At 37.3% G+C, this 21908-nt stretch carries 25 protein-coding genes, 1 pseudogene and 1 other annotated feature; of the genes and pseudogenes, 17 read left to right on the top strand and 9 right to left on the bottom strand.

What is annotated here, in order from left to right; genetic code table 11:
* The first annotated feature begins 30 nt into the window (after window positions 1-30).
* The 8 genes from MHH33_RS09690 to MHH33_RS09655 all read left to right on the top strand — a co-directional run bounded on the left by MHH33_RS09690 (window position 31) and on the right by MHH33_RS09655 (window position 5848).
* Window positions 31-507, top strand: coding sequence for a hypothetical protein (locus MHH33_RS09690; protein ID WP_342541604.1), 477 nt, complete (start codon window positions 31-33; stop codon window positions 505-507).
* Window positions 504-860, top strand: coding sequence for a hypothetical protein (locus tag MHH33_RS09685; RefSeq protein WP_342541603.1), 357 nt, complete (start codon window positions 504-506; stop codon window positions 858-860). Before MHH33_RS09690 ends, MHH33_RS09685 begins: the two co-directional genes overlap by 4 nt.
* On the top strand, window positions 857-2140 hold the full coding sequence (locus MHH33_RS09680) for a glutathionylspermidine synthase family protein (RefSeq protein WP_342541602.1): 1284 nt from the start codon (window positions 857-859) through the stop codon (window positions 2138-2140). The genes MHH33_RS09685 and MHH33_RS09680 overlap by 4 nt, the downstream gene beginning before the upstream one ends.
* 5 nt (window positions 2141-2145) lie before the next feature.
* Entirely contained in the window at window positions 2146-2562 is a 417-nt protein-coding gene (locus tag MHH33_RS09675; protein ID WP_196930495.1) for a DUF350 domain-containing protein, read from the top strand.
* A 171-nt stretch (window positions 2563-2733) separates the two neighbouring features.
* Entirely contained in the window at window positions 2734-2973 is a 240-nt protein-coding gene (locus MHH33_RS09670; RefSeq protein WP_342541601.1) for a hypothetical protein, read from the top strand.
* A 386-nt stretch (window positions 2974-3359) separates the two neighbouring features.
* Window positions 3360-4292: an ABC transporter ATP-binding protein gene (locus MHH33_RS09665; RefSeq protein WP_342541600.1), complete on the top strand. Its 933-nt coding sequence runs from the start codon at window positions 3360-3362 to the stop codon at window positions 4290-4292.
* Entirely contained in the window at window positions 4289-5386 is a 1098-nt protein-coding gene (locus MHH33_RS09660; RefSeq protein WP_342541599.1) for an ABC transporter permease, read from the top strand. Before MHH33_RS09665 ends, MHH33_RS09660 begins: the two co-directional genes overlap by 4 nt.
* 27 nt (window positions 5387-5413) lie before the next feature.
* Window positions 5414-5848, top strand: coding sequence for a DUF6526 family protein (locus MHH33_RS09655; RefSeq protein ID WP_342541598.1), 435 nt, complete (start codon window positions 5414-5416; stop codon window positions 5846-5848).
* A gap of 81 nt (window positions 5849-5929) precedes the next feature.
* On the opposite strand, the gene MHH33_RS09650 is transcribed toward MHH33_RS09655, so the two are convergent.
* Window positions 5930-6352 carry a VOC family protein gene (locus MHH33_RS09650; RefSeq protein WP_016427242.1) on the bottom strand — a complete coding sequence of 141 codons (423 nt, stop codon included), beginning with the start codon at window positions 6350-6352 and terminating at the stop codon, window positions 5930-5932.
* A gap of 348 nt (window positions 6353-6700) precedes the next feature.
* Between MHH33_RS09650 and MHH33_RS09645 the strand changes: the two are divergent.
* The 5 genes and pseudogenes from MHH33_RS09645 (at window position 6701) to MHH33_RS09625 (ending at window position 10004) form a co-directional block, all read left to right on the top strand.
* Window positions 6701-7069 (top strand): annotated as a pseudogene (locus MHH33_RS09645) (recombinase family protein).
* 13 nt (window positions 7070-7082) lie between these two features.
* Window positions 7083-7208: a winged helix-turn-helix transcriptional regulator gene (locus MHH33_RS09640; RefSeq protein ID WP_342541597.1), complete on the top strand. Its 126-nt coding sequence runs from the start codon at window positions 7083-7085 to the stop codon at window positions 7206-7208.
* A gap of 81 nt (window positions 7209-7289) precedes the next feature.
* Entirely contained in the window at window positions 7290-7823 is a 534-nt protein-coding gene (locus MHH33_RS09635) for a sigma-70 family RNA polymerase sigma factor (RefSeq protein ID WP_016427240.1), read from the top strand.
* Window positions 7816-8844: a DUF4179 domain-containing protein gene (locus tag MHH33_RS09630; RefSeq protein WP_342541596.1), complete on the top strand. Its 1029-nt coding sequence runs from the start codon at window positions 7816-7818 to the stop codon at window positions 8842-8844. Before MHH33_RS09635 ends, MHH33_RS09630 begins: the two co-directional genes overlap by 8 nt.
* A gap of 314 nt (window positions 8845-9158) precedes the next feature.
* Window positions 9159-10004, top strand: coding sequence for a hypothetical protein (locus MHH33_RS09625; RefSeq protein WP_342541595.1), 846 nt, complete (start codon window positions 9159-9161; stop codon window positions 10002-10004).
* A gap of 17 nt (window positions 10005-10021) precedes the next feature.
* Here MHH33_RS09625 and MHH33_RS09620 read toward each other — a convergent pair whose 3' ends face one another.
* Window positions 10022-10624, bottom strand: a complete 603-nt coding sequence (locus MHH33_RS09620) for a hypothetical protein (protein ID WP_342541594.1) — start codon at window positions 10622-10624, stop codon at window positions 10022-10024.
* A gap of 147 nt (window positions 10625-10771) precedes the next feature.
* Window positions 10772-10987: a binding site (T-box leader), on the top strand.
* 47 nt (window positions 10988-11034) lie between these two features.
* Between MHH33_RS09620 and MHH33_RS09615 the strand changes: the two genes are divergently transcribed.
* The 4 genes from MHH33_RS09615 (at window position 11035) to MHH33_RS09600 (ending at window position 13924) form a co-directional block, all read left to right on the top strand.
* Window positions 11035-11538, top strand: a complete 504-nt coding sequence (locus MHH33_RS09615; RefSeq protein WP_342543756.1) for a GNAT family N-acetyltransferase — start codon at window positions 11035-11037, stop codon at window positions 11536-11538.
* Window positions 11539-11562: 24 nt separating this feature from the next.
* Window positions 11563-12375 carry a class I SAM-dependent methyltransferase gene (locus MHH33_RS09610; RefSeq protein ID WP_342541593.1) on the top strand — a complete coding sequence of 271 codons (813 nt, stop codon included), beginning with the start codon at window positions 11563-11565 and terminating at the stop codon, window positions 12373-12375.
* A gap of 582 nt (window positions 12376-12957) precedes the next feature.
* Complete coding sequence (locus MHH33_RS09605) at window positions 12958-13146, top strand: hypothetical protein (RefSeq protein ID WP_342541592.1); 189 nt, start codon at window positions 12958-12960, stop codon at window positions 13144-13146.
* The gene (locus MHH33_RS09600; RefSeq protein WP_342541591.1) at window positions 13112-13924 is read left to right on the top strand and encodes an LAGLIDADG family homing endonuclease; all 813 of its coding nucleotides are present in this window, start codon (window positions 13112-13114) and stop codon (window positions 13922-13924) included. Before MHH33_RS09605 ends, MHH33_RS09600 begins: the two co-directional genes overlap by 35 nt.
* 803 nt (window positions 13925-14727) lie before the next feature.
* Here MHH33_RS09600 and MHH33_RS09595 read toward each other — a convergent pair.
* The 7 genes from MHH33_RS09595 to MHH33_RS09565 form a co-directional block, all read right to left on the bottom strand.
* Window positions 14728-15378, bottom strand: coding sequence for a PIG-L deacetylase family protein (locus MHH33_RS09595; RefSeq protein WP_342541590.1), 651 nt, complete (start codon window positions 15376-15378; stop codon window positions 14728-14730).
* 41 nt (window positions 15379-15419) lie between these two features.
* The gene (locus tag MHH33_RS09590) at window positions 15420-16319 is read right to left on the bottom strand and encodes a methionyl-tRNA formyltransferase (protein WP_342541589.1); all 900 of its coding nucleotides are present in this window, start codon (window positions 16317-16319) and stop codon (window positions 15420-15422) included.
* A 54-nt stretch (window positions 16320-16373) separates the two neighbouring features.
* Entirely contained in the window at window positions 16374-16967 is a 594-nt protein-coding gene (locus tag MHH33_RS09585) for a sugar transferase (protein ID WP_342541588.1), read from the bottom strand.
* Window positions 16968-17019: 52 nt separating this feature from the next.
* Entirely contained in the window at window positions 17020-17979 is a 960-nt protein-coding gene (locus MHH33_RS09580) for an ATP-grasp domain-containing protein (RefSeq protein ID WP_342541587.1), read from the bottom strand.
* A 268-nt stretch (window positions 17980-18247) separates the two neighbouring features.
* Window positions 18248-19441, bottom strand: coding sequence for a pyridoxal-dependent decarboxylase (locus MHH33_RS09575; RefSeq protein WP_342541586.1), 1194 nt, complete (start codon window positions 19439-19441; stop codon window positions 18248-18250).
* Between the two features lie 21 nt (window positions 19442-19462).
* Window positions 19463-20680 carry a hypothetical protein gene (locus tag MHH33_RS09570; RefSeq protein WP_342541585.1) on the bottom strand — a complete coding sequence of 406 codons (1218 nt, stop codon included), beginning with the start codon at window positions 20678-20680 and terminating at the stop codon, window positions 19463-19465.
* Between the two features lie 134 nt (window positions 20681-20814).
* A complete protein-coding gene (locus MHH33_RS09565; protein ID WP_342543755.1) occupies window positions 20815-21876 on the bottom strand; it encodes a glycosyltransferase family 4 protein in 1062 nt (353 codons plus the stop codon).
* Between the last annotated feature and the right edge of the window lie 32 nt (window positions 21877-21908).

The following is a 21908-nucleotide window of genomic DNA, read 5'->3' as shown; positions in this document are numbered from 1 at the left end:
TCGTATATGTATTCATAGGTTTGTGAAAGGATGGATGAAAAAGTGAATACGTCACTTGAATACCGTTTATATGACCGTACAAGTTCATATAAACCTTTATTTCACTATGAAGTGATAGATTTACATCAAGTTCTTGCGCGCAGAGAATGCGATTTTTATGTGAAAGAAGGAACAGTCTATAAGCAGACATCATCTGCTATAGAAGGCGAATGGCATGTAATTTATGTAGAAAAGCACAAAGAAGGCGAAAAGGACAAAGAAGAATTCAATCTTAACAATACGTTGAAATTGGAAATGCGTAGATTTAATGAAAGAGAAAACTATCCACTCCTGCAAACGCTGGAGTTCGAACACCACATCGACATTCTTTCCCGAATCGGTTCCGTTTACCACTATATAAATGGTCAAGAGTGGGAAAAAGATTCCGCGGAAATCGATGAAGATCGTCGTGTCTATGTTCTTTACCTAATGGAGACCGGATATAAAATGGAGGGACTCAATAAATGAATAAGACAAAAAAATTGATGGCAGGCGTAGCGACGTCGGTTATGGCCTTAGGGATGACCGGTTGTGGCCAAGATGAATACGAATCTAATTCCTCATTGCCACCAGAACCTACTGAGTACGATTGCGATGACTGGGAATGGGATGAAAACGAAGCAACCTACTATTGTGACGATAGCAGATCCTCACATTTTGGTGCATATTATCTTTTCGGCAACATGTTCAGTAACAAATCTGCGTTAAGAAAATCACCACATTATTCGACTAACTTCAATAACTACAAAAACACACAAAGCAGTACAAGTGGCTATAAATCAGGAATCGGCAGTGGCTCCAAAGGAGGATTTGGCGGGTGAGTGACCCACTATTTCATTTGGATAGACAAAAAGTATATGAACAAGTTCCTTACTTTTTCCCGGACTTATACGAAGTAGAATATGCTTTATTGGATATTCGGAAACACTCACATGCTGAATTACAAGAAATCAGAACTGCGGCGGAACGAGTTGGGGCAATATTCAGAAAAGCGGTTCCTCTATTAAGGGAACTAGATGATAATACGCTCATACAACTTGGTTTTCCGAGTGAAGCTCTAGCATATTGTCGCTTGAAAACAATTCCCCAAGAAACCATTATTGGCCGTCTTGATTTTGTAGTTTCACATTCTGGAATCAAACTGATGGAATTCAATTCCGATACCCCGACGTTTATCAAGGAAGCTTTTCAGGCGAACGAGTATGTATGTAATTACTATGGAGTTGAAAATCCGAATAAATCATGCGTGGACTTGTTACGTAAAGAAATGAGGAAAGCTGTTGCCGCTTCCTGGAAGCATTTAGACCGTCCTGGTACGCCTAAGATCGTCTTCACTTCCCATGGTGACAATATAGAAGATCTATGGACAACACGTTTCTTACAGGAGCACCTTGATTTGCCATCAGAATACGTTAGTCTGGACCAGCTTCAAGTACTGACGGAACCTTTGGAGGTGAATGGGGTTATCACGGATTCTGGCCTTTTTACGCCAAGTGGGGAACGGATCGATATTTTATACCGACAAACGTACCCGGTCGAACATTTAGTGAATGACAAAGACCCAACGACCGACGAGAACATTGGGCAGGAACTGATCAAACTCATTATTGAGAAAAAAGTGATGGTCATCAATCCTCCTTCTGCTTTTTTATTGCAATCAAAGGCAGTCCAGGCACTTATATGGGGCTTACATGAGGATGACCAGTATTTCACCGCTGAAGAACATCAAGTGATTGAGCAATACTTTTTACCAACTTATTTGGAACCTGATGAATTCTTAAAAATGAATATGCCCTATGTCCGAAAGCCCTCTTTTGGACGTGAAGGCGATACGGTAGAGATATTCAACGGAGCTGGCGAAACCATTGACGAAGAGCCCCAGAAAACTTACGTCGATAATTTACCAGTCTATCAAGCTTTTTATCCATTGCCAGAAACAGAGGTCCAGACGACTTCTGGCAGAAAACAGGTCCATTTGATGTATGGCTGCTTTTTGCTGAATGATCAAGCGGGAGCAATTGGTATACGTGCAGGTGGAGCAATAACGAATAACTTATCATATTTTTTACCGATTGGCATAGAAGATAGATTGAAGGGATGATAACGATGATGGAATATATTACAGGAGAAACTGTTGGAAACTTTTTAGCACACTTTGGAGTTGGCGTCTTGCTCATGCTTTTGGGGCTTACTGTTTTTGCTTTTACCACAAAGTTTTCTGAATTAAAATTGATTAAAGAAGGCAATATTGCAGTGGCTTTAAAATTGTGGGGGAAAGCAATCGGTCTGGGCATTGTCATCTATACCGTCTGGGCTGGGAGCGTGAATTTGCTTGACGCCTTTATCTGGGGTCTGGTGGGTATTGCGACTCAAGTAATCGCATACTGGATTGTGGAATATGGGCTCACGCCAAAAACTGACTTGGCGAAAGAAGTGGAAAATGGCAATTTAGCTATTGGATTCAGTTTGTTTTCGATTTCTATCGTTGTAGGATTGCTTGTTGCAGCAAGTTTGACATATTGACATTACCCCTTTGAACTTTAAAATAGTTCAAAGGGTTTTTTTATGTTCATCACTATAGTGCTAGATTAATGTGAAAAATAATTATTTTTGCTAGAAACTAAATAATGCAGGATTTTCATCTCTTTATTCAGAATATACCAATTAATATTCTTGCATCTTCAAGTAGCAAGAATGCCTTCCTTTATATTATTTTCCGTTTTTACAAGTTTGACTTTCATGGCCATTGCGTTCTTTTTAGTAACAGTTGGAGGTAACGTTGGGCGATTTGTAGCCCTGGCCTTACTGGTATTGCAATTATCTACAACGGGTTCTGACTTACCGATTCCTATGTTACCAGTGAATTTACAAGCACTTAGCCGATTCTTGCCATTGACGTATTCTAATGCAGGCTTTAAGTCCATCATTTCATAAGGGGATACTAGTTTCTTATTGGCAAATGTCTTCGTACTGTCCTTCTTCTTGATTGGTTTTGCTATCTTAACGATGGGAGCATTCCTCTTCTTCTATAAAAAGGGGCATGCGCAAGTTGCAGTATCGGTTTAATAATTGATTGAATTACTGAGTCATTAAATGCATATAAATTGATAAAAGCACAGCGATTGCTGTGCTTTTATCAGTGTGAAATAAGTCGTCAATGTTTCAGAAAGTGAGGAATCTATGATGAATCATCAATCAGTTATCAAGGAGGAATCCACTTGAAAACACCCCAACAACGAACGAACGTTCTGTTGAGAGGGAATCTTGCATTTTATGAGCAAAATTCAAAATTGGATACGAACTCGATGGGGGTGTGAACAATGCAAAATCAGACGGAAACGATGATCGAAGTAAACAAATTAGTGAAGAAATATGGAAGTTTTACAGCTGTTAATGCTATTGATTTTTCCGTTAAAAAAGGGGAAATTTTCGGACTTCTCGGACCCAATGGTGCAGGAAAATCGACCACTTTAGAAATGATGGTTGGGCTTCGAAAAACTGATGGGGGAACAGCGATTATCGGAGGATTTGATATTGCAAAAGACTTGTTAAAAGTGAAAGAAGTCATCGGGATCCAGCTACAATCAACCACATTGTTTGAATTACTTACCGTTGAAGAAATTTTGAGGTTGTATGCAAGTTTTTATCAAAAAAACGTCTCGATTCCTGAGTTGATAGAGGATATGGTATTAACAGAGAAAACAAAGAGTCGTATCAAGACTCTATCGGGTGGGCAAAAACAACGACTAGCAATTGCGCTTGCCCTTGTACATGATCCTTGGATTCTATTTTTGGATGAACCGACAACTGGACTTGATCCTCAGGCAAGAAGGACGCTCTGGGATATCGTATTGAAATTAAAAGAAAAAGGAAAGACCACTGTTTTAACCACCCATTACATGGATGAAGCGCAAGTTCTTTGTGATCGGATTGCCATTATGGATAAAGGGAATCTGATTGCTTTAGATACTCCTTCAGGACTCATAAAAGGTTTAGAGTCTGATAGTGCAGTAGAATTTCAGTATGAAGGGAATTTCCTGACAGAAGAGCTTGAAACGCTCGATGGGGTGAAGCAAGTTGGGAAGCATAAGGATACCTATGTACTTTATACCGATAATCTGCAAAAGACCTTGATTAACTTGATTCAATTTACATCTGAAAAACAGATCCAATTGATCAATCTTCAGACCAGAACTTCAACGTTGGAAGATGTCTTTATCCATATGACAGGAAGGAGTCTGAGAGAAGAATGAAAGCTTATTTGCAATTAACGTTATCACAATTACGAATATTTTTTCGCAATCGCCAAGTTCTTTTCTGGACGCTTGCATTCCCTATTTTTCTAATGGTTATGCTTGGTTCTTTTTTAGGAGACGGCAATGGAGTTTCAGTCTCGATCGGTGTAGTGGATCAGGACAAAACACCACTTTCAAAAGAATTCTCAAATACGATGGGTAAGATTGAAACAGTTAACCTTGAAATTATCCACAATAAAGATAAAGCACTTGAACAAGTAAAAAATGGAAATCTTCAACTCGTTGTTGTGATACCTCAAGGGTATGAGAAAAAAATGAAGGCAGCTTCAAACACAACGCCGTTTGAGCTACCATTATATTACAACGAAACCGATGTCGCGGTTTCGCAAATAGGTTTAACTATTGTCAATAGTGTCGTGGATGGGATTAGTAAGGAAAAAGCAAAGTACTCGCCAGTCATTGTGACCCATGCAAGTGGTATTGAAGCCTTAGACTTAAAGTATATTGATTTCTTGGTGCCAGGAATTCTGGCCATGATGATTATGAGCAACAACATGAATGGCGTAGCAGGTCAGATTGCCGCATGGAGAGAGCGCGGGATTTTGCGAAGAATGCAAGGTACCACGTTAAAAGCATCCACTTTTATCGCTGCTCAAATTACAGCGAGATTACTGCTGAACGGCATGCAAGCACTTATCGTATTAGGAGTGGCTCACCTTATTTACGGAACCCAAGTAAACGGGTCTTGGCTTAGTTTAATAACATTCGTTATTTTAGGGACACTTGCTTTTATGGCGATAGGCTTCATCATTGCAGGGGTGGCTAAAACACCTGAAAGTGCCGGACCGATTGCAGGATTTTTATCCTTTCCCATGTTGTTTTTAGGAGGCGTATTTTTCCCAATTCGCGAAATGCCAGAATTTCTTCAGCCGATTGTTAACGTTTTACCGATCTCTCATTTAAGCCATGCATTACGGGAGACGATGAATGTTGGGACTTCGTTTATGGAACTTGGTGCGGATGCTCTAATATTAGGCTGTTGGTTAGTTGGAGCTTTCATCATGGCTAGTTATACATTTAAATGGGAATAAGAATTAATGATTATGAAGGAGATACTGATGGAAAATCAAAATTACAAAACACATGTAAAAGTAGACCCGCTTTATCATTATGTATTGTCGTTATTAATAGTTGCGACTTTGGTCTTGTCGATCATTAATGTGGTCCGCTCATTTAATGCAGGGGAAAACATCTTGCAATCTATTCTATTGTTACTTATGGTTGTGTGTATTATAATTGTCGCAATTCTGGTAAGAATGAGCCCATTAAAAAACCAAGATCGAACAATTCGAGCAGAAGAAAACCTGCGCCATTTTGTGTTAACAGGTAAATTATTAGATTCAAATCTAAGTAACGGTCAAATTATTGCCTTACGTTTTGCCGGTGAACAAGAGTTTCCAACTCTTTGTGAACGTGCAGTCAATGAAAACCTGTCCCCAGATGATATAAAGAAAGCAATTGTTTCTTGGAAAGCAGACCATAACAGAATTTAGAAATGAGTTGAAACCCCGTTGAACATTATTCAACGGGGTTTCTATTTGGATTTTTGTATTTAATTATTAGATAGGAGGTATTTACATGCCACCATTGCCATAATTAAACTGCCATTCGATTCCAAACTTATCTTTCACACTGCCGTAACATTTACTCCAGAACGTTTCCTGTAAATCCATGCCTACAGTTCCGCCTGTTTTCAGTTGATCAAACAGTGATTTGATTTCGTCCAGATCCTCACTGACTATTGCTAGGCTAATGTTATTTCCTTCAACGAAGGGCATACCAGGGAATGTATCAGAAAACATGACGACGCTACCACACATGTTTAAACGTGTGTGCATAATAAGGTTTTTAGCTTCTTCAGGCAATGGATACTCTTCATTTGGCGGCATTTCACCAAATGTCATTATTTTTGGTTCTTCTGTTTTAAATACCTGCGCATAATACTCTACAGCTTCCCGACAATTCCCTTTAAAATTCAAATAAACTTCAATAGCCATTCATGTCACTCCTCTAGTTTTAATAGTGTTTTAATATTTTGAAAATAGTCCAACACTATTGTAAGTATACCACTATGCGTTTTATCCATATAGACTGACTAATTTAATCAAGGCAATGATAAATGTTGCTGTATCTGTTAACTCATGAGTAAGATGTAATAAATATACGGTTAATATTGAATAACGCTTATTTTCATGAAAGTCACGAAGGGCAGGAATTTGGCTCATTGATATTTGTAGCTTAAAAGACTCTCAATAACACTTATCAAAATTATAGATTAAAAGAGGGATAAAAATGATCTTTGGTTAGCTCGGGTAAGTACACAAGATCAAAATCTAGATAGCTAGATTGATCAACTTACAAAATATGGAGTAGATGAACTTGTAAAGGAAAAAATAAGTGGCGTTTCTAAACAAAAGCCACTATTAGAAGAACTTCTTTCCAAGATAGCTTCTAATGATACGGTAGTTGTGAAACGAATGGGTCGTTTTGGTCGAAATACTGTTCAGCTACTGCAATTAGTTGAACAACTTCGAAAAGAGACATACACTTTGTTATTTTAAACTTGGGAATGACCACAAACTGGTAAAGCTCTTTTAACGGTAATGGTAGCCTTTAATGAACTAGATCGAGAAATGATTAAGGAGAAGCAGCGTTCAGGAATTAAATTAGCCAAGCAAAGGGGAAATATCGCGGAATGGTTAAAAATATACTGATAAGCATCAAGTTATGAATCATGCCATTGAATTAAGTAAAACTACCGATAAAACTGTAAAGGAGTTATGTGCAATTACAGGAATCAGTCAGGCGGCAATTTATCGTAGAATAAGGGAATTGGAAAAAGATAATGTATAACAATTTTTAATGCATTTAATTATTTTGCAACCGATTTACTTCCTCATTCGACTTTATTGTGTAACGGAGAGGAGAGCCAGAATGGATATAGCAAAATTAGTACAAAAAGCAAAAAAAGGGGAAGATGAAGCATTTGAACAATTGATTAGTTCTGTTCGACAAAAGTTGTATCGGACAGCCTATGCATATGTTAGAAATGAACAAGATGCTCTTGATATCTATCAAGATACTATTTACACAGCCTATATTTCAATAAAGACATTAAAAAAACCTGAAAGCTTTGCGAGTTGGATTACAAAAATTCTAGTTTTTAAAGCGATTGATTTTATTCGCAAAGAATCCCGCCATTTTTCTACAGATGATGAGGAAATCTTTACTGAATTAATCGCTTCTGAAAATGTTGATTTTATAATGCATTCTATGGATTTATCAGAAGCCTTTAAATTCTTAAATCCTACTGTTAAAACCATTATTTTGTTGAGGTATTATCACGATCTGTCCATTAAGGAAATTGCCACCATCATGAATTATCCGGAAGGAACCGTGAAATCACACTTAAATAGAGCGAAAAAAGAGCTAAGACCCATTTTAAAGGAGGGGTATCTTTATGAATAAGGACAAATTCAATCGATCTATCGACAATATAAATCTACCTGTTGAAAAGCTAATGGCAAGGGAGAAAGAGGCTATCTTTCAAGCCAAGAAAAAAAGAAAAATAGGAAGAACCACAAAACGGTCAATCTTGGTTGCATGTGGGTTATGTATATCTTTGCTTGGTTCTGGATTTGTTTCAACAGGCATGGCAGAAGCATTATCAAATATCCCCGTGATCGGTCCAATTTATAAGGACTTTAGAGACATTGCCTCAGATAAAATTGAACACGATCAACTTACGAAAGTAATTGATAAACAAGATAGTAAAAACGGCTTAACAATGACTGTAAAAGAAGCAGCTTATGATGGAAACCGGATAATCGTAACAGTTGTTTACACAGGTCAAAAAGAACTTTCGATGAAAGAAGAAAAGGCCGGCTTTAGCTATATAACAATTAATGGACAACAAGAAATTAAACCAGCGATGGGTTCAATAGGGCAAGATGACGTAAACTCGAAAACAATAATTGAACATCATCAATTTACCTTTTCTAAGTATAATGAATATGGCGATAACATTGAGATTGAGGTCCATGGAGAAGATTTATTTGGCTATGAAGGTAAGTTGAAGGTGGCTTTCCCACTTGAAAAAATAAAAGGTGATGTATTTGAGTTTTATCCAGAAGTTACAACTCAAACGGTCGATGAAGTGTATACACTAACAGCCGACAAAGTAACATTCTCACCTTTATCAACAAGAATAGACCTAACGATTGATTACCCTGCCGAAATGGATAAAAACGATAGTTGGCCATGGTTTAATTTCTCTGTAGTCGATGATAATGGTCATGTATATGATAAACTAAAACTACAGGAAGGCATGGCTGATGGGAACTATGGTCATCATATGGTACTGACTTTGCCTCCAATGGATACCATACCAAAATCATTTACACTCAAGCCAAGTCGAGCAAATAGTCAAGGATTTAATGAAGAAATAAAGGAATTAGAATTAGTCGTTCCTTTAAATAAAAGTAAATAATGACCTCGTTTGCTTTGTTTACTCATATCGCGGAAGTACCTTAAGCTAACGAACACGCGATAGTTGAATAACGGGTTTTATTAAAAAACGTCATGAAAGCCGGATTCCATAGCCATTGGAATGCGGCTTTTTCACATTATATTTTCTTAACGTTGAAAATCTGCATTTTCCTGAAGGGACCCCAACAAGAACATTTTATGTAACAGGAAAGAGATAACCCATTCTTTCCTGTTTTTTGTTTTCCATAAAATGCAGGATTAACCAGTTAATTCATCGAACAAATGTAAAAGGACGAAGATAGGGGGAAGAGTTCAATGGGGAATGTTGAATTGAAAGAATCATATGGTTCCTATGAAATACCACGTGAAATCCATCAATTGTTCCAACTGGAAGAAGAGTTTGCGGAAAAAGGCCTTTCACTTAGTCAAATTGGTTTTCAACCATTCAACCAATTTGATCCTTATGCGATTACGCCTCCTGATTTAATTGCGTTTGCTAGCACTGGCGGTGATGGAATTCATTTCGGGTTTTTGACTGATTTTCATTCCTTATCAGATTTAACCGAAGCCCCAATTGTATGTGTAACGCCAACCAATGATCCGCCGATTCGATACATGGCAAGGAATATTCGAGAGTTTTTAGATTTGGCTTTTTCAGTACCCTATGTGGAGATGTTGGAAACCATATGGAGTTATGAGAATGAACAACAAGCTCAAGAACTGGCAAAAGAATTCGGGAAAGATGCGCCAAGAAAATGGAAAAAAGATCGAGAGCGTATTCTTACCCGTTGTCGTGAAGTTTTTGGGACAAAGAAAGTGGATGTAGTCAGTTATTTACATGAAGTGAAAAAAGAAAGAGCTGAGTCTATCCATATGGCTACTTTGGATGGACTCGGCGTGACGGATCAAAATTCGGAAACGACTTCAAAAGCGAGCTTCACTTTTTCTGAAGAACGAAAGTGCGATGAAAAGGAAATGAAACGAATGCGTCTATTTTTGAGTCAAGCCAATGAATTAGAAAAGCTGGCATTCATCCGTAATGCAAATTATTGGTACATCGTGACATCTGGTTATGATGAAGCGGTCTGGGAATTGATACAGGAATTGCTGACTTCAATGGGGCTGCACGATGAAGCAGAACATGTTGCAGAAAGATGTTAATTGTCTTTAAATCGTGATTACTTCTTGCTCCAGAGGTTTTGATAAAGATTGCTTACGGTAATTTTCATCGATTCTACTTCACCCGGAATATTACCATCAGTTTCTTGGACATCTGTTGGGCCAGTATAAAATCCAAATTCATCGCCGTCTCTAAAATTGATCCCACTCGTACTTAAAGGGTAGTTTTCATAGGTCTTACCATCAATTTCTGTAGACATTTTTGCAGACATTTCGGATGTAAATGTATTTCCATTTATCCCGGCATGATGAATTCCTGAGATTAGTGAAGCTCCACTCTGCGAATATGTTCCACTTGATCTGAAAATAATTTCATACACACCATCATGATCAGACGTTCGAATGTGGGTCACATAAATGCGGTGAGTTCCATCATTGTACAAATCTTTGCCAAGATTACTTTCCAAATTGGTGAGATCTACGGTTAGTGAGTAGGTACCTTTGACAGTGTGACCTTTTTCATCATGATATTTCTTCGTGTCGCCAACAATAAACGGCATGCCTGTTGTCCATGTGCCCAGTAGACCTGACATCCATATAAACAAAAAGGTGCTGACCAAAAGGCTTGCTGGCAGTAGAGATTTAATTTTATTGATTTTCATTATTTTCTTACCGTCCTTCGAACTCCTATTTAAGTGTACGCAGGAACAGACTGGAAGGTTTCGTTGTTTTGGAATTATTGATTTTCTAAAAAAAATTCTTGACTAAATATTTCAACAATTGTATCATTAAGAAAATTTTCCCATAAATTAAACTCAGAGATTAAGAGTATTAAGGAATATTTATTGCTCAGAGAGCTGTCGGTCGGTGAAAGACAGTCAATAAACTCCCCAACTCGCTTATGAGAGGTCAGGCTGACATGTAGGTCTGAACGGTTCACTTCCGTAATAAAGTCTTAAGAAGGTTTGTTCAGTTTGCAAACCAATAAGAGTGGTACCACGAAGGGTAAACCTGTCGTCTCTTTTGAGCGATGGGTTTTTTTGCGTCTAAAAAAAGGGAAGGAACGATGAAGATGATAATCAGAGAGGCTAACGTTACGGATGCAGAAGGGATCGCACGTGTGCATGTGGATTGCTGGAGAACTACTTATAAAGACATCGTCCCGGAAGTGTTTTTGAATAAACTCTCCTATGAAAATCGTACCCAGCTGTGGATTCAAAATATTTCAAACGAAACTAATTATGTGTTCGTAGCTGAACTGGACGGGAAAATCGTTGGTTTTACTGATGGTGGAAAAGAAAAGTCAGGAGAATATCCAGGTTATATGGCTGATATTACGACGCTATATATCTTGGAAGAATTTCAAGGCATAGGAATGGGCAGGCAATTGCTGCAACAAGTCTTTTTGAAGCTTAAGGAAAATAATATGACATCCGCGCTCGTATGGGTATTGGAAGATAATCCTTCAAAATATTTCTACGAAGCAATGGGTGCCAAAGTCATTGAAAACCAAAAAGACATTACAATCGGCGGCAAACAGTTAAATTTAATAGGGTATGGTTGGGGAAACATATAAGTGATCAAAAAAGGGGATTTGAAAATGAGTAAAATTATTGAGTACTATTCCAAGTTTGATGAATGGGGAAGACTTGACCGAGAACCATTAGAGTTTCAGATTAATTGGCATTTCATTCAGAAATATATGCCGGCAACAGGCAGTGTGCTGGATAACGGAGCGGGACCTGGAAAATATGCCATGAGGTTGGCACACCAAGGGTATGAAGTGACATTGACGGATTTAGTCCCTAGATTGGTTGAAGTTGCTCAAGATAAAGCAATAGAAATGGATCTAGATGCACACTTTAAAGGTTTTCACGTGGCCGACGCCAGAGATCTGTCTGTTTTGGCTGATGAGAAATTTGATGCTGCACTTGCGCTTGGACCTATGTACCATTTGCAAAAAGAAGATGACCGACAAAAAGCGATTCAGGAACTGTACCGCGTGACCAAACAGGAAGGTATTGTGTTTGTTGCCTTTATGCCAAGAAGCAAGCATGTCCTGACCTCTTTAATGAATCCTTGGAACTGGAGTCCAAACGATAAGATGGATGCGATAGTGGAATTCATGAAGACCGGTGAGTTTAATCATAGCGATGAAGGCCGGTTTACGGGAGCATATTACTTTAATGTAGAGGATATTAAACCATTTATGGAGTCCCAAGGGTTTGAGACTTTGGATTTGATTGGATCGACCAATATTGGAACGCTTTTGACGAGCGAACAATGGGATTATTGGAGAAATCGTGGGGATGAAGAGTACACTCAATTGCTGGAGCTTCTGAAAGAAACAGCGAGTAATCCGCATATGTTAGGCGTTTCTTCGCATTTGCTTTATATAGGGAAGAAGAAATAGTAAGTAATAAATTGTGGGAAATCACGTATTAAAAAAGGTTCCATTGGCTCCTCTAACTACGAACATACGTATGTTATAATAGCAAGGTAATAGAATAGGTACTCAAGGGTGGTTGGCTCACTCCCGTTAGAAAGGGGGTGGTGCCATGTCAGTATTTGAAGCATTAATGTTTGCATTATCGTTCGCAGCATTGATTGTGTCAATTCTGTCTTTTAACCATAAAAAATAACCCATCCTTGAGTTAGCCGCTCAGATGGGTTATTCCTACCATTTTGTAGCCAATCCCCTTGATGGGAACCTGCTATTACGTCGATCGTTGGTGTTAGCGCACCAGCGATCTTTTTTATTTTACTCATATCTTACAATCAGTATACCAATTTCTTAGCTGTGTATCAAATACTGACATTGCCTTGTGTAAAATGAAATTCCAATTTTAAATGCCAAAATAGAAGTGACAGAACATTTGTTCGTATAATGGATTTAGAGTCATTTAACTATAGTTTTTCAGAAGAAGGGAGCAATAGCAAGCCTCGAAATCCTGGAATAACTGATGAAACCATAATAAAACTGTACAAAAATAACATGTCTTTCAAAGAAATGAACTCAATTGTCGGACTTTCTGATCGTGCAATTCGTAATGTTCTATACAAACATGGAATACCCATGAATAGAGAACAGTATTCAGGTCAACCAAGAAAACATCAAGTGAATGAGAATTTCTATAAGGCTTGGACGCATGATGGCATGGGTACTTGGTTTATTGGTTACTGATGGACACATTCATAATTCATTTCATAGTATTTTTTTTACTCAAAAAGATGAACGTATACTGCGACTGATCGCCAACTATATGGAAACTGATTATGTACTAACACCATTTGGGAAAACTAAGACAGCAGCAACATTAATCATTAATTCAGAAGAAATGAAACAAGATCTTGAATCACTCGGAATTACAGCAAAGAAATCATTAAATGTGCCTTTTCCAAAGGTTTCAGAGAAGTTTTTGCCATCATTTGTACGTGGCGTTATTGATGGCGATGGCTGGGTAGGTCATGAAGGATATCAAGTGAACGTTACAACCGGTAGTTTAGCCTTTGCAGAAGGATTATTAGCGGTATTTCAATCCTGGGGCTTAAAATCGGATATAAGTACTATCACCAGTCAAAAAAATCATACGATTTACCGTATTTGGATACGAGGAAAAACCAGTCTTCAAATACTTTCTGACAGACTGTACAAAGATGCAGATTCTGAAAACTTTCATATATATAAACGAGTCTATATGACACAGCATACAGATAATCCATATGTAGTTGATGACAATAGAAAGTTTCCAATGTGGAAAATTGTCGATGGGAAAATCATTCACACGCCAAATACGAATAGAGTTTCATTCAGAACAAATATCAGTAAATCAGTTTTAGACGCGTTAAAGCATGATACAAATGTGAATCATTTAATTGAAAATGGTTTGAAAAACGTTCTGGTACAAGACAAAATCACTTTGGACAAAACTGATAAAACCACTAGATCGGATTCAGTATAAAACGACGTATGATCTTCAATTAATAAGGGATGTAAAAGAGTACGCAAAGAATCATAACGTATTCATTAATGACGTAATTGAATATAGTGTGGAATTTATCGAATTGCATGTTGAAAAGAGGAGTCCCAGGGAAAAATGAGAACTCCTTTAGTTTGAAATTAATTTTAGTTGACATAATATAAATTATAGGAAGCTACATCTCATTAAGCAAGTATACTTGTAACAGTGAGACAGAATTGATTTTACAAGTATTTTATGAGAATGATTTTTAAAAAAATTTACCATTCTTGATATATTTTTTATTTCCTCAACTTTTTATCGCTACTTTAAAGAACTCTTTTGTTTGCATAGAATATGTCACTGAAGTGTATATTTCTACAAGCTTTAAATCAGCATTTAATACAGATCATGGCATTGGTCATTGATCTTTCTTTTTGCGTCCTGATTCTACATTCAGCTTTTCTTATTAACAAATTTATCCACTTTCAAGAGTTAAATTATTATTCCCCATTTTCAAGATTTCATAGTTAACATATGACAAGCTTAATAAATGAAAAAAAGTGTTACAAACTATTAAGTGGATTTTATTGCCCGTAAATATTCAAGCTTATTCCTCCATATAGAAGGAATATTTCCCCTTTTAAACTATGAGCTTTAAGCACTTTTATCTCGTCAACTTCTTGTCCACCAAAGCTTCTTTTAAACTCATTAATGTTCTGTTCTTGCTCTTTATGTGGATCTATAAATATACCTGAAAAATCATACCATTCAATTGTGCTGGTTTAGCCGTTTAAGAAAAAAAATTAAATTAATCTTCTAACTAACATAAAACTTTCCGCAAATGGTACACCAACTGTTGAGCCTCTAAGCTTTGCCAATGCTTCAATGATTTCAAGTGTTCGAGGATGAGGCGGTTGTTTTAGTTGTGATTGATAACAGTTCATTGCTTCTTTCTTTATGTCGATGAATTTCGAGATATCACTCCATACATTTGGCATATAGGCATTGTCTACTGTGGGAAGATTCCATTCTGTTTCTGAAAGGGTTTCATATGCATAAATATTCTCCACCTTAATGCCATTAATTGGTCTTAATGCAACCATTGCACTGTGAGAGACAACTGTATGGTCCATATGCATATCACCTTTATGAGGAATAAATGCAATGTTTGGTCGAATATCTTCCACAACTTTTAGAAATTCAGCATTTATTTTCACTAAAGGAGTTTCTCTTAAAGTCACAATGGGAAAATCTAAAAAGATTGTTTCCTTAACACCTAATAGGTGATGAGCAGCTAATGCTTCTGAACGTTCTTCTTTGATCTCTTCATCTGTATTACTTTTAGTGACCTCACAAATAAACACTTCATGACCTTGCGCTGCATACTTCGCAATCGTGCCGCCAACACCTAATACCTCATCATCATTGTGTGGTGCAAATACCAACACCTTCATCCATTCACCTCTGATTGTTTCTTAACTTTCCAAGGGAAATATCACTTAAATTTATAGCCCGCTCTCATTTGCACAACATCAATATTCTCAAACTCGGTAACTCGAAGTAGCCCACCTTTACAAACAATATCGATATAGTCGCTCGTAATTTGTGCAATTTGCCCCGGTATCCCGACATATTTTTTATTTTCCAAATAATCCGCTCGCCAAAAGATCAATTTATGCTGACCATTATAATGAGAAAAAGCACCTGGGTATGGTTTTGAAACCGCCCTTATTAATCGTTGAATTGCTTCTACAGGTTCTTGCCAATCGATTCGTCCATCTTCAGGTGTTCTCTTTAGTAGATAGGTCGCTTCTTCCTCATTCTGTTTAACCGATGTAACGGTTCCATCCAACATCTGAGGTAGCACCCGATGCATCATGCGTTGAAGCGCTTCATTACTCTTTTCTTGAACATCAATCGCATAATCAGAATCTTCAATTACATACACTTCCTGTGCAACAATATCGCCAGAGTCCATGCCTTCATCTATAAAAAATAGAGAGCATTTTGTTTCTCGTACGCCTAATAAGACTTGCCAAACTAAAGCGGCTCTTCCTCTGAATTTTGGAAGGGGAGTGGGATGAAATCCGATTGTTCCAATTCTTGCAGCATGAATAATTTCTGGTTTTATGAGTTGGGACAATCCGACCACAAAAATATAATCTGGATGGTGATCAGTAATCTCTTTCACATAGAGATCTTCGTTTATATTTCTAAACTTCCGAAATGGAATGTGATGAGCTTCGGCCAACTCATGAATTGGCTCATATCCAGAAACATTTTTTGAATATTTTTCATCCAATGAAAATACGAGATCCACGGGAAAGTTCAGTCTAATCATTTCTTCAAGTACCACTTTACTTGAATCAACAGAGCCAATTAGGATTGTCTTCATTTCCATCTCCTTACCGTTTTAAAACAATTTAATCGTCGAATTGCGCTCTTAGAATTAACCTCTTTTATATTTCTCTTCACCAAATAAAACAATCGCGACTGTTTTACAGATGATTTTAACATCGAGTGAAATGGAATAATTTTGAATATATGAAAGATCGTATTCAATTCGTTGTTCCCATGATATAGAATTGTTTCCGTTCACTTGGGCAAGACCTGTCATTCCTGGTTTCATCTGAAGGCGTTGCATCTGAATCGGTGTATATTCCTCCACTTGTATATGAACTGTTGGTCTAGGTCCTACTAAGCTCATCTCTCCTACCAAAACATTAACAAGCTGCGGAAGTTCGTCTATTTTGGTCCTTCTTAAAAATTTTCCTAATGTAGTAATTCGATTATCATCCTTTGAAAAATCTAAATTTCTCTCTGCTTCCACGTCAACCTTCATCGTTCGGAATTTAAATATATGGAAGTCTACCCCGCTTTTCCCCACCCTTTCCTGCTTAAAAAAAACGGGACCAGGCATTGTGATTTTCATAAGCAAGACAATCACAACAATCAGTGGTGATAACAATAGCAATCCTAAACCACTACCAACTAGATCAATCAGTCTTTTAAAAAACAGATTCAGATTACTGACTGTGTACATATTCCACAGCTCCTTCATCTTCGTTCCAAACCACTGAATTCTCAACATCTAGTTATCTAATAATCTTGATTTCGTTGTATTTCATCATCCGAATACGTTCTTCGTACCGACCAATGACATTTTCATTCACTTGATTGTGTAAATTATGGACGATCATCTTCGGTATGTTGACACCACTTTCATAGGCATGCGGGTAACCTCCACCAAAACGTGGATTCACTTCCGAAATGATATATTCCCCATTTACTTTAAAAATGTCGATGTCAATGATTCCTCTAAAACCAATCACTTTCACAAAATCTTTAATGAGATCAAACAGTTTTTCGTCTTTGATAGAAATGGATTTATCCGTTTCTCCTGCTCTCATCGCAAGCTTTTCTTTTGTAAAAATGGCGACGGGTTCACCTGAATGGAGATCTATATACACATCCGCGCCGATTTCAACCCCATCTATAAATTCCTGAATCATCATATTCTTATAGTTTTTAAATAATAATTCAACTTCCTCTTTTGATGTCACTTTATTGATATTGATACTTGCGCTGCCCTTTACTGGTTTAACAAATACGGGAAAATCTACAACCCCAGCATCCACATTTCGATAAAATTCTTCTTTATCAATATAGCTTTTGATTGAATGAAAACCGTTTTTTACTAGAAATGTATTCAGCGAAAACTTATCAAAGCACATCTCAACGTTTTCTAAATCAGACACAATCGGGATGGTGCCTACGTTTAAAAATTCTTCTCGATGTTTTGCTAACAAACTGATTTCCGGGTCGATTAACGTAAACACAGCCTTGACATCATTATTTTTACAAATTGCTAGAATCGTACTTAAATAATCTTGATGATCCATCCTTGGAACGATGAAGTACTGGTCCGCATCATAAAGTGCTGGTGCGAGAGGACTACAATCTGTCGCGTAGACCTTGCCGATTCCTTCAAGCTCTTTTTTGAAGTATTGAACGATTTTATTCCTAGTTCCACAACTAAGAATCAATATGTTCATTTGAAAAGCTCCTCTCATTTCTTTTGAGCGCGAACCTTTAGTTGCTGAGCGGTGCTACTACTTATGAGCACCGATTTCGGGTTTATGAGCAACGACCTGTCATTTCTGAGCATCTTTTCCCCGGTTATGAGCGCATCACCCATTTTTGAACGCCGATTTCCGGTTTATGAGCGCCTTTTCCTCGGTTATAAGCACGCCGCACGTATCTATGTGCACCTTTCCCCGTTATGAGCGCGCCTTCCTCCTCCAAATTGCCAAAGAAATATCTTCACAAATAATGATCAGCTGTCCATTTTTCACGAGCTTCCATCATCACGCCATCTTTCTCGACATAGACAGCAGGAAAGAACTTAATAAATAACGGAGATAGACTCATGGAATACGCGCCAACTTTTTCATAAATGATTTGATCCCCAACCAAAACTTGAGGAGCGTCCTCTAGCACCATGATTCGGTCATCCTCCATGCAGGTAAATCCAGAGATGACTTGTTTGTCGATAAGCTTTCTATACTCACTATTCTTATACTGAACCCTAAAAAACTTGATCCCCTTATTTTTCAGTGGATTGATATTAATGTGACTACCATCCGTTGTGACAAAATGATTCGCACTCGTTTGCTTCACATCAACGACACTTGTGACAAAACTAAATGGAGAGGAAACGATCGACGTTCCTGGTTCTACAATTAAGAGCGTATCTTCGTTGTTAAAGACTTTGCTTAATTCAGAAGATATTACTTCGATATATTCATCAAACTGGGGTTTATCTTTAAGCCCTCCAAAAAACCCTCCACCGACATCCACATACTTTAGCTTTAGTGAATATTTTTGTGTAATTTCACAGGCCATTTTCGAAATCGCTCGATAGATATTTAAACTTCTTGTCTTTGTACTGCAATGTAAATGCAGGCCTGTTAAGCTGATCGTTTTTAGCGCATTGACAGTATCAATAGCTTTCTTCAAATCCCCATTTTCATAACAAAACCCAAATCGCCCACCCTCTGCTCCCATAACGGTTTCATTAGGACAGGCACGCTCCAAATCAAAGTTCACGCGAATGCCAACTTCAAAAATTTCCCCACTAGACCGATCCAACTCCCTAAGCCAATCTAGCTCCCTTTGCGAATCAACATTCACAATACATCCATTCTTAACCGCTTCGATGAACGTTTCTTTTGATTTAGCGACCCCGTTATAAATGATTTTTTCTTTTTTATACCCCAGCTTCTTCGCTAATTCATATTCATCGTCTGAAACCACTTCTGCATAGATTCCGCGCTCTTTAAAGTAATTCAATAACCAAGGCAATCCGTTCGTTTTGAATGAATAGCCAATGATCGAGTTACCCCAATGTTTGTGAAGTGCATCCTCTAGCTGTTTGAGATTTGACTGTAATTCCTGTTCATCGATTAAAAAATAAGGTGTTTCTAAGTGATCATGCGTCAACCTTTGATTTCTCACCGTTTTCCACCCTTTGAAGAATTATTCACCCATTACATGTTCTTCGTGATTTCTTCGATTACTTACAATAAAAATACAAATCATGAGGATTAATTGATACACACTTGAAATGAAAATCCCGATACAAAAGCCCATTAATCCATAAAATTGATACAAGACAAACGCACAAACCATATATACAATCACATTGGAGCCATTAATGATCAACTGCCAATTGATATGGTTAAATTTCAGAATAAAAGGTTGGATGACCGAACTAATCACACCGACAATAGCCGTTGCGGTTGTAATATAAATATATTTTAACGACTCATTTGCCCAATCAGGATATAAAAAACCTAGAACAAACGGACTGATCCAAATCGTAAAAACATATCCAATGATGCAAACAATCCCTGTCAGTAGCATAATCGAACCGAATGTTTTGTGATTGAATTTTTCCATTCTCGCTATATAACTCAAAATCACCCCATTAATCGGCGTGATGGCCATGGACATGATTTTACCGATGATGGTCGCCGTATAATAAATCGTTACCGCAGCTGGGCCAAGTAATGGGAAAATTAATAGTTTATCTGCATAATTTATTACGTTTGTTAGTAGAGAGGAGCCGAGGAGAACGATACTTTTATAAGTAGTGGAGTTAAATATGTCTGTGCGTACAACTGGTTCTTTCAATAGAGTTGAATTTTTGATGATATAGAGAACACTAAATCCGTATCCAAAAATAAAGATGAATTGCCAGTATCCCATCAAACTAAATAAAAAAGTGCCCAAAATATAGCCAATGGTTAAGATCACATTATTGATTACAATCTTTTTATAGTTTAACTGTAGCCGAAAACTGGCGCCTAAATATTCTCTTAATAAATTTAAACAGGAGATGAGGACGATTAAACTAATACTGATGAAAGAAAACTTACCATCATAATAGATTGTTCCAATGATCATCATAATCGTGCTTAACACGATACTGCTGATTAATAAAATATTGAAATCACCAGAAATTCGCTTTTTACTATATTCATCATCTACTAATAATCGAATATTGTTTAACACATTGCCGAACGGAAAACTCAATACAGTAAAGAGACTGATTAAAGTAACGACCAAACCGTATTGCTCTTCACCTAATCGATCCCCAATAATCGGTAAAGTGAATAATTGAAGAATAATAATCGGTATGGCTGTAGCGACAATATTTAATAGTGAATCAATCAAAAACTTTTTCTTACTCAAATGGCGTACTCCCTACTAAATATTGATGTGCCAAAACGGCTTTCTAGATTGTAGCCACGAAGTCATTCCCTACTTAACCATTTTTTTGTGTGTACACACAAGACTAACGTGTTCGATGGCAGATGGTTTACGTATTATAGATTCTTATATAAACGGATTAATTTTTGTTCTTCGATACTCCAATTGTATTTTTCTTTCACCGCTAAGCGGCCATTTTTCCCCATTTCTTTTGCAATGTCAGGGTTTTTCAATAAATACAAAATAGCCTCTGCGATTTCATCAACATTTTCGGGGTCAACTGGGATGCCAAATTTGTATCTTTTCAATTCTTCCCTGGCATATGGAAAATCGGTTATAATGACGGGCAATCCCATCGCCATATATTCATAGACTTTTGTTGCAAAATGATCGCCTTTGTTATATTGGCCAACATTTAAAACTGTACATAGACCAATCCTACTTTTTCGCAAAATATCCGTTACTTCTTCTCGATTTACATGACCTCTATAATCCACACACGCAAACTCTTTCATTCCACGAACGTCTTGAAGATAACGATCAGGGGATAAGACGCCCCCCAATATCAAGTTAACCTTCGCTTTATAGGCAGCTTGAATGTTATAAGTAATACCCCGATCATGGGTTAGCGTGCCAATATGACAAATCGTATTTTTTAGTTTTTCTTCCTTTTCATTAAAACGATCGTACAATTCGTGTACTATGGGAAAGTTATCGATAAATGCCGTTTTTTTCGCCCGGTTTTCAAAAGGATTTTTCAAACTATACGTACATGGAAAGACAACCGCATCAATTCGTTTAATCGAATAGGTTTCATACATGAAATATATTTTTGCGATGACCTTCCGTAAAAACTTTGGAATATATTCTTTTTCTTTAATTTGCATCGGATAATTTTCGTGGGAATCAAAGATGACTTTCTTTCCTCGTTTTTTTAACTTATTCCCGATTGGCATTAATTCAGGATCATGATAATGATAGATATCGGCATCTACTTCCACAGCTTTTTTAAATATCTTTTTCTTGGAGTTCAACATCCGATCAAGTCGGCTCTTTGGCTTAAAATTGGTCGAGATGATCTTTACTTGATCCACTGTTTCATTAGGTAATTGATCATTTACAATTAAGGAGACATCATAGCCATGACTTGCTAATGATTTACATTCCTTTTCAAATATGCGAATATCATAACGTTCATGAGCACTCGTTA

The organism is Paenisporosarcina sp. FSL H8-0542 (assembly GCF_038632915.1).
GTDB lineage: Bacteria > Bacillota > Bacilli > Bacillales_A > Planococcaceae > Paenisporosarcina.
The sequence above is the reverse complement of the archived record's forward strand: the minus strand, read 5'-3'. Positions and strand labels throughout refer to the sequence as shown.

Excerpts from the sequence above, each read along its gene's own strand:
- MHH33_RS09690 (WP_342541604.1), top strand. The coding sequence starts at position 31 with ATGGATGAAAAAGTGAATACGTCACTTGAATACCGTTTATATGACCGT.
- MHH33_RS09685 (WP_342541603.1), top strand. The coding sequence starts at position 504 with ATGAATAAGACAAAAAAATTGATGGCAGGCGTAGCGACGTCGGTTATG.
- MHH33_RS09675 (WP_196930495.1), top strand. The coding sequence starts at position 2,146 with ATGATGGAATATATTACAGGAGAAACTGTTGGAAACTTTTTAGCACAC.
- MHH33_RS09670 (WP_342541601.1), top strand. The coding sequence starts at position 2,734 with ATGCCTTCCTTTATATTATTTTCCGTTTTTACAAGTTTGACTTTCATG.
- MHH33_RS09665 (WP_342541600.1), top strand. The coding sequence starts at position 3,360 with ATGCAAAATCAGACGGAAACGATGATCGAAGTAAACAAATTAGTGAAG.
- MHH33_RS09660 (WP_342541599.1), top strand. The coding sequence starts at position 4,289 with ATGAAAGCTTATTTGCAATTAACGTTATCACAATTACGAATATTTTTT.
- MHH33_RS09655 (WP_342541598.1), top strand. The coding sequence starts at position 5,414 with ATGGAAAATCAAAATTACAAAACACATGTAAAAGTAGACCCGCTTTAT.
- MHH33_RS09650 (WP_016427242.1), bottom strand. The coding sequence starts at position 6,352 with ATGGCTATTGAAGTTTATTTGAATTTTAAAGGGAATTGTCGGGAAGCT.
- MHH33_RS09640 (WP_342541597.1), top strand. The coding sequence starts at position 7,083 with ATGAATCATGCCATTGAATTAAGTAAAACTACCGATAAAACTGTAAAG.
- MHH33_RS09635 (WP_016427240.1), top strand. The coding sequence starts at position 7,290 with ATGGATATAGCAAAATTAGTACAAAAAGCAAAAAAAGGGGAAGATGAA.
- MHH33_RS09630 (WP_342541596.1), top strand. The coding sequence starts at position 7,816 with ATGAATAAGGACAAATTCAATCGATCTATCGACAATATAAATCTACCT.
- MHH33_RS09625 (WP_342541595.1), top strand. The coding sequence starts at position 9,159 with ATGGGGAATGTTGAATTGAAAGAATCATATGGTTCCTATGAAATACCA.
- MHH33_RS09620 (WP_342541594.1), bottom strand. The coding sequence starts at position 10,624 with ATGAAAATCAATAAAATTAAATCTCTACTGCCAGCAAGCCTTTTGGTC.
- MHH33_RS09615 (WP_342543756.1), top strand. The coding sequence starts at position 11,035 with ATGATAATCAGAGAGGCTAACGTTACGGATGCAGAAGGGATCGCACGT.
- MHH33_RS09610 (WP_342541593.1), top strand. The coding sequence starts at position 11,563 with ATGAGTAAAATTATTGAGTACTATTCCAAGTTTGATGAATGGGGAAGA.
- MHH33_RS09605 (WP_342541592.1), top strand. The coding sequence starts at position 12,958 with ATGTCTTTCAAAGAAATGAACTCAATTGTCGGACTTTCTGATCGTGCA.
- MHH33_RS09600 (WP_342541591.1), top strand. The coding sequence starts at position 13,112 with ATGATGGCATGGGTACTTGGTTTATTGGTTACTGATGGACACATTCAT.
- MHH33_RS09595 (WP_342541590.1), bottom strand. The coding sequence starts at position 15,378 with ATGAAGGTGTTGGTATTTGCACCACACAATGATGATGAGGTATTAGGT.
- MHH33_RS09590 (WP_342541589.1), bottom strand. The coding sequence starts at position 16,319 with ATGAAGACAATCCTAATTGGCTCTGTTGATTCAAGTAAAGTGGTACTT.
- MHH33_RS09585 (WP_342541588.1), bottom strand. The coding sequence starts at position 16,967 with ATGTACACAGTCAGTAATCTGAATCTGTTTTTTAAAAGACTGATTGAT.
- MHH33_RS09580 (WP_342541587.1), bottom strand. The coding sequence starts at position 17,979 with ATGAACATATTGATTCTTAGTTGTGGAACTAGGAATAAAATCGTTCAA.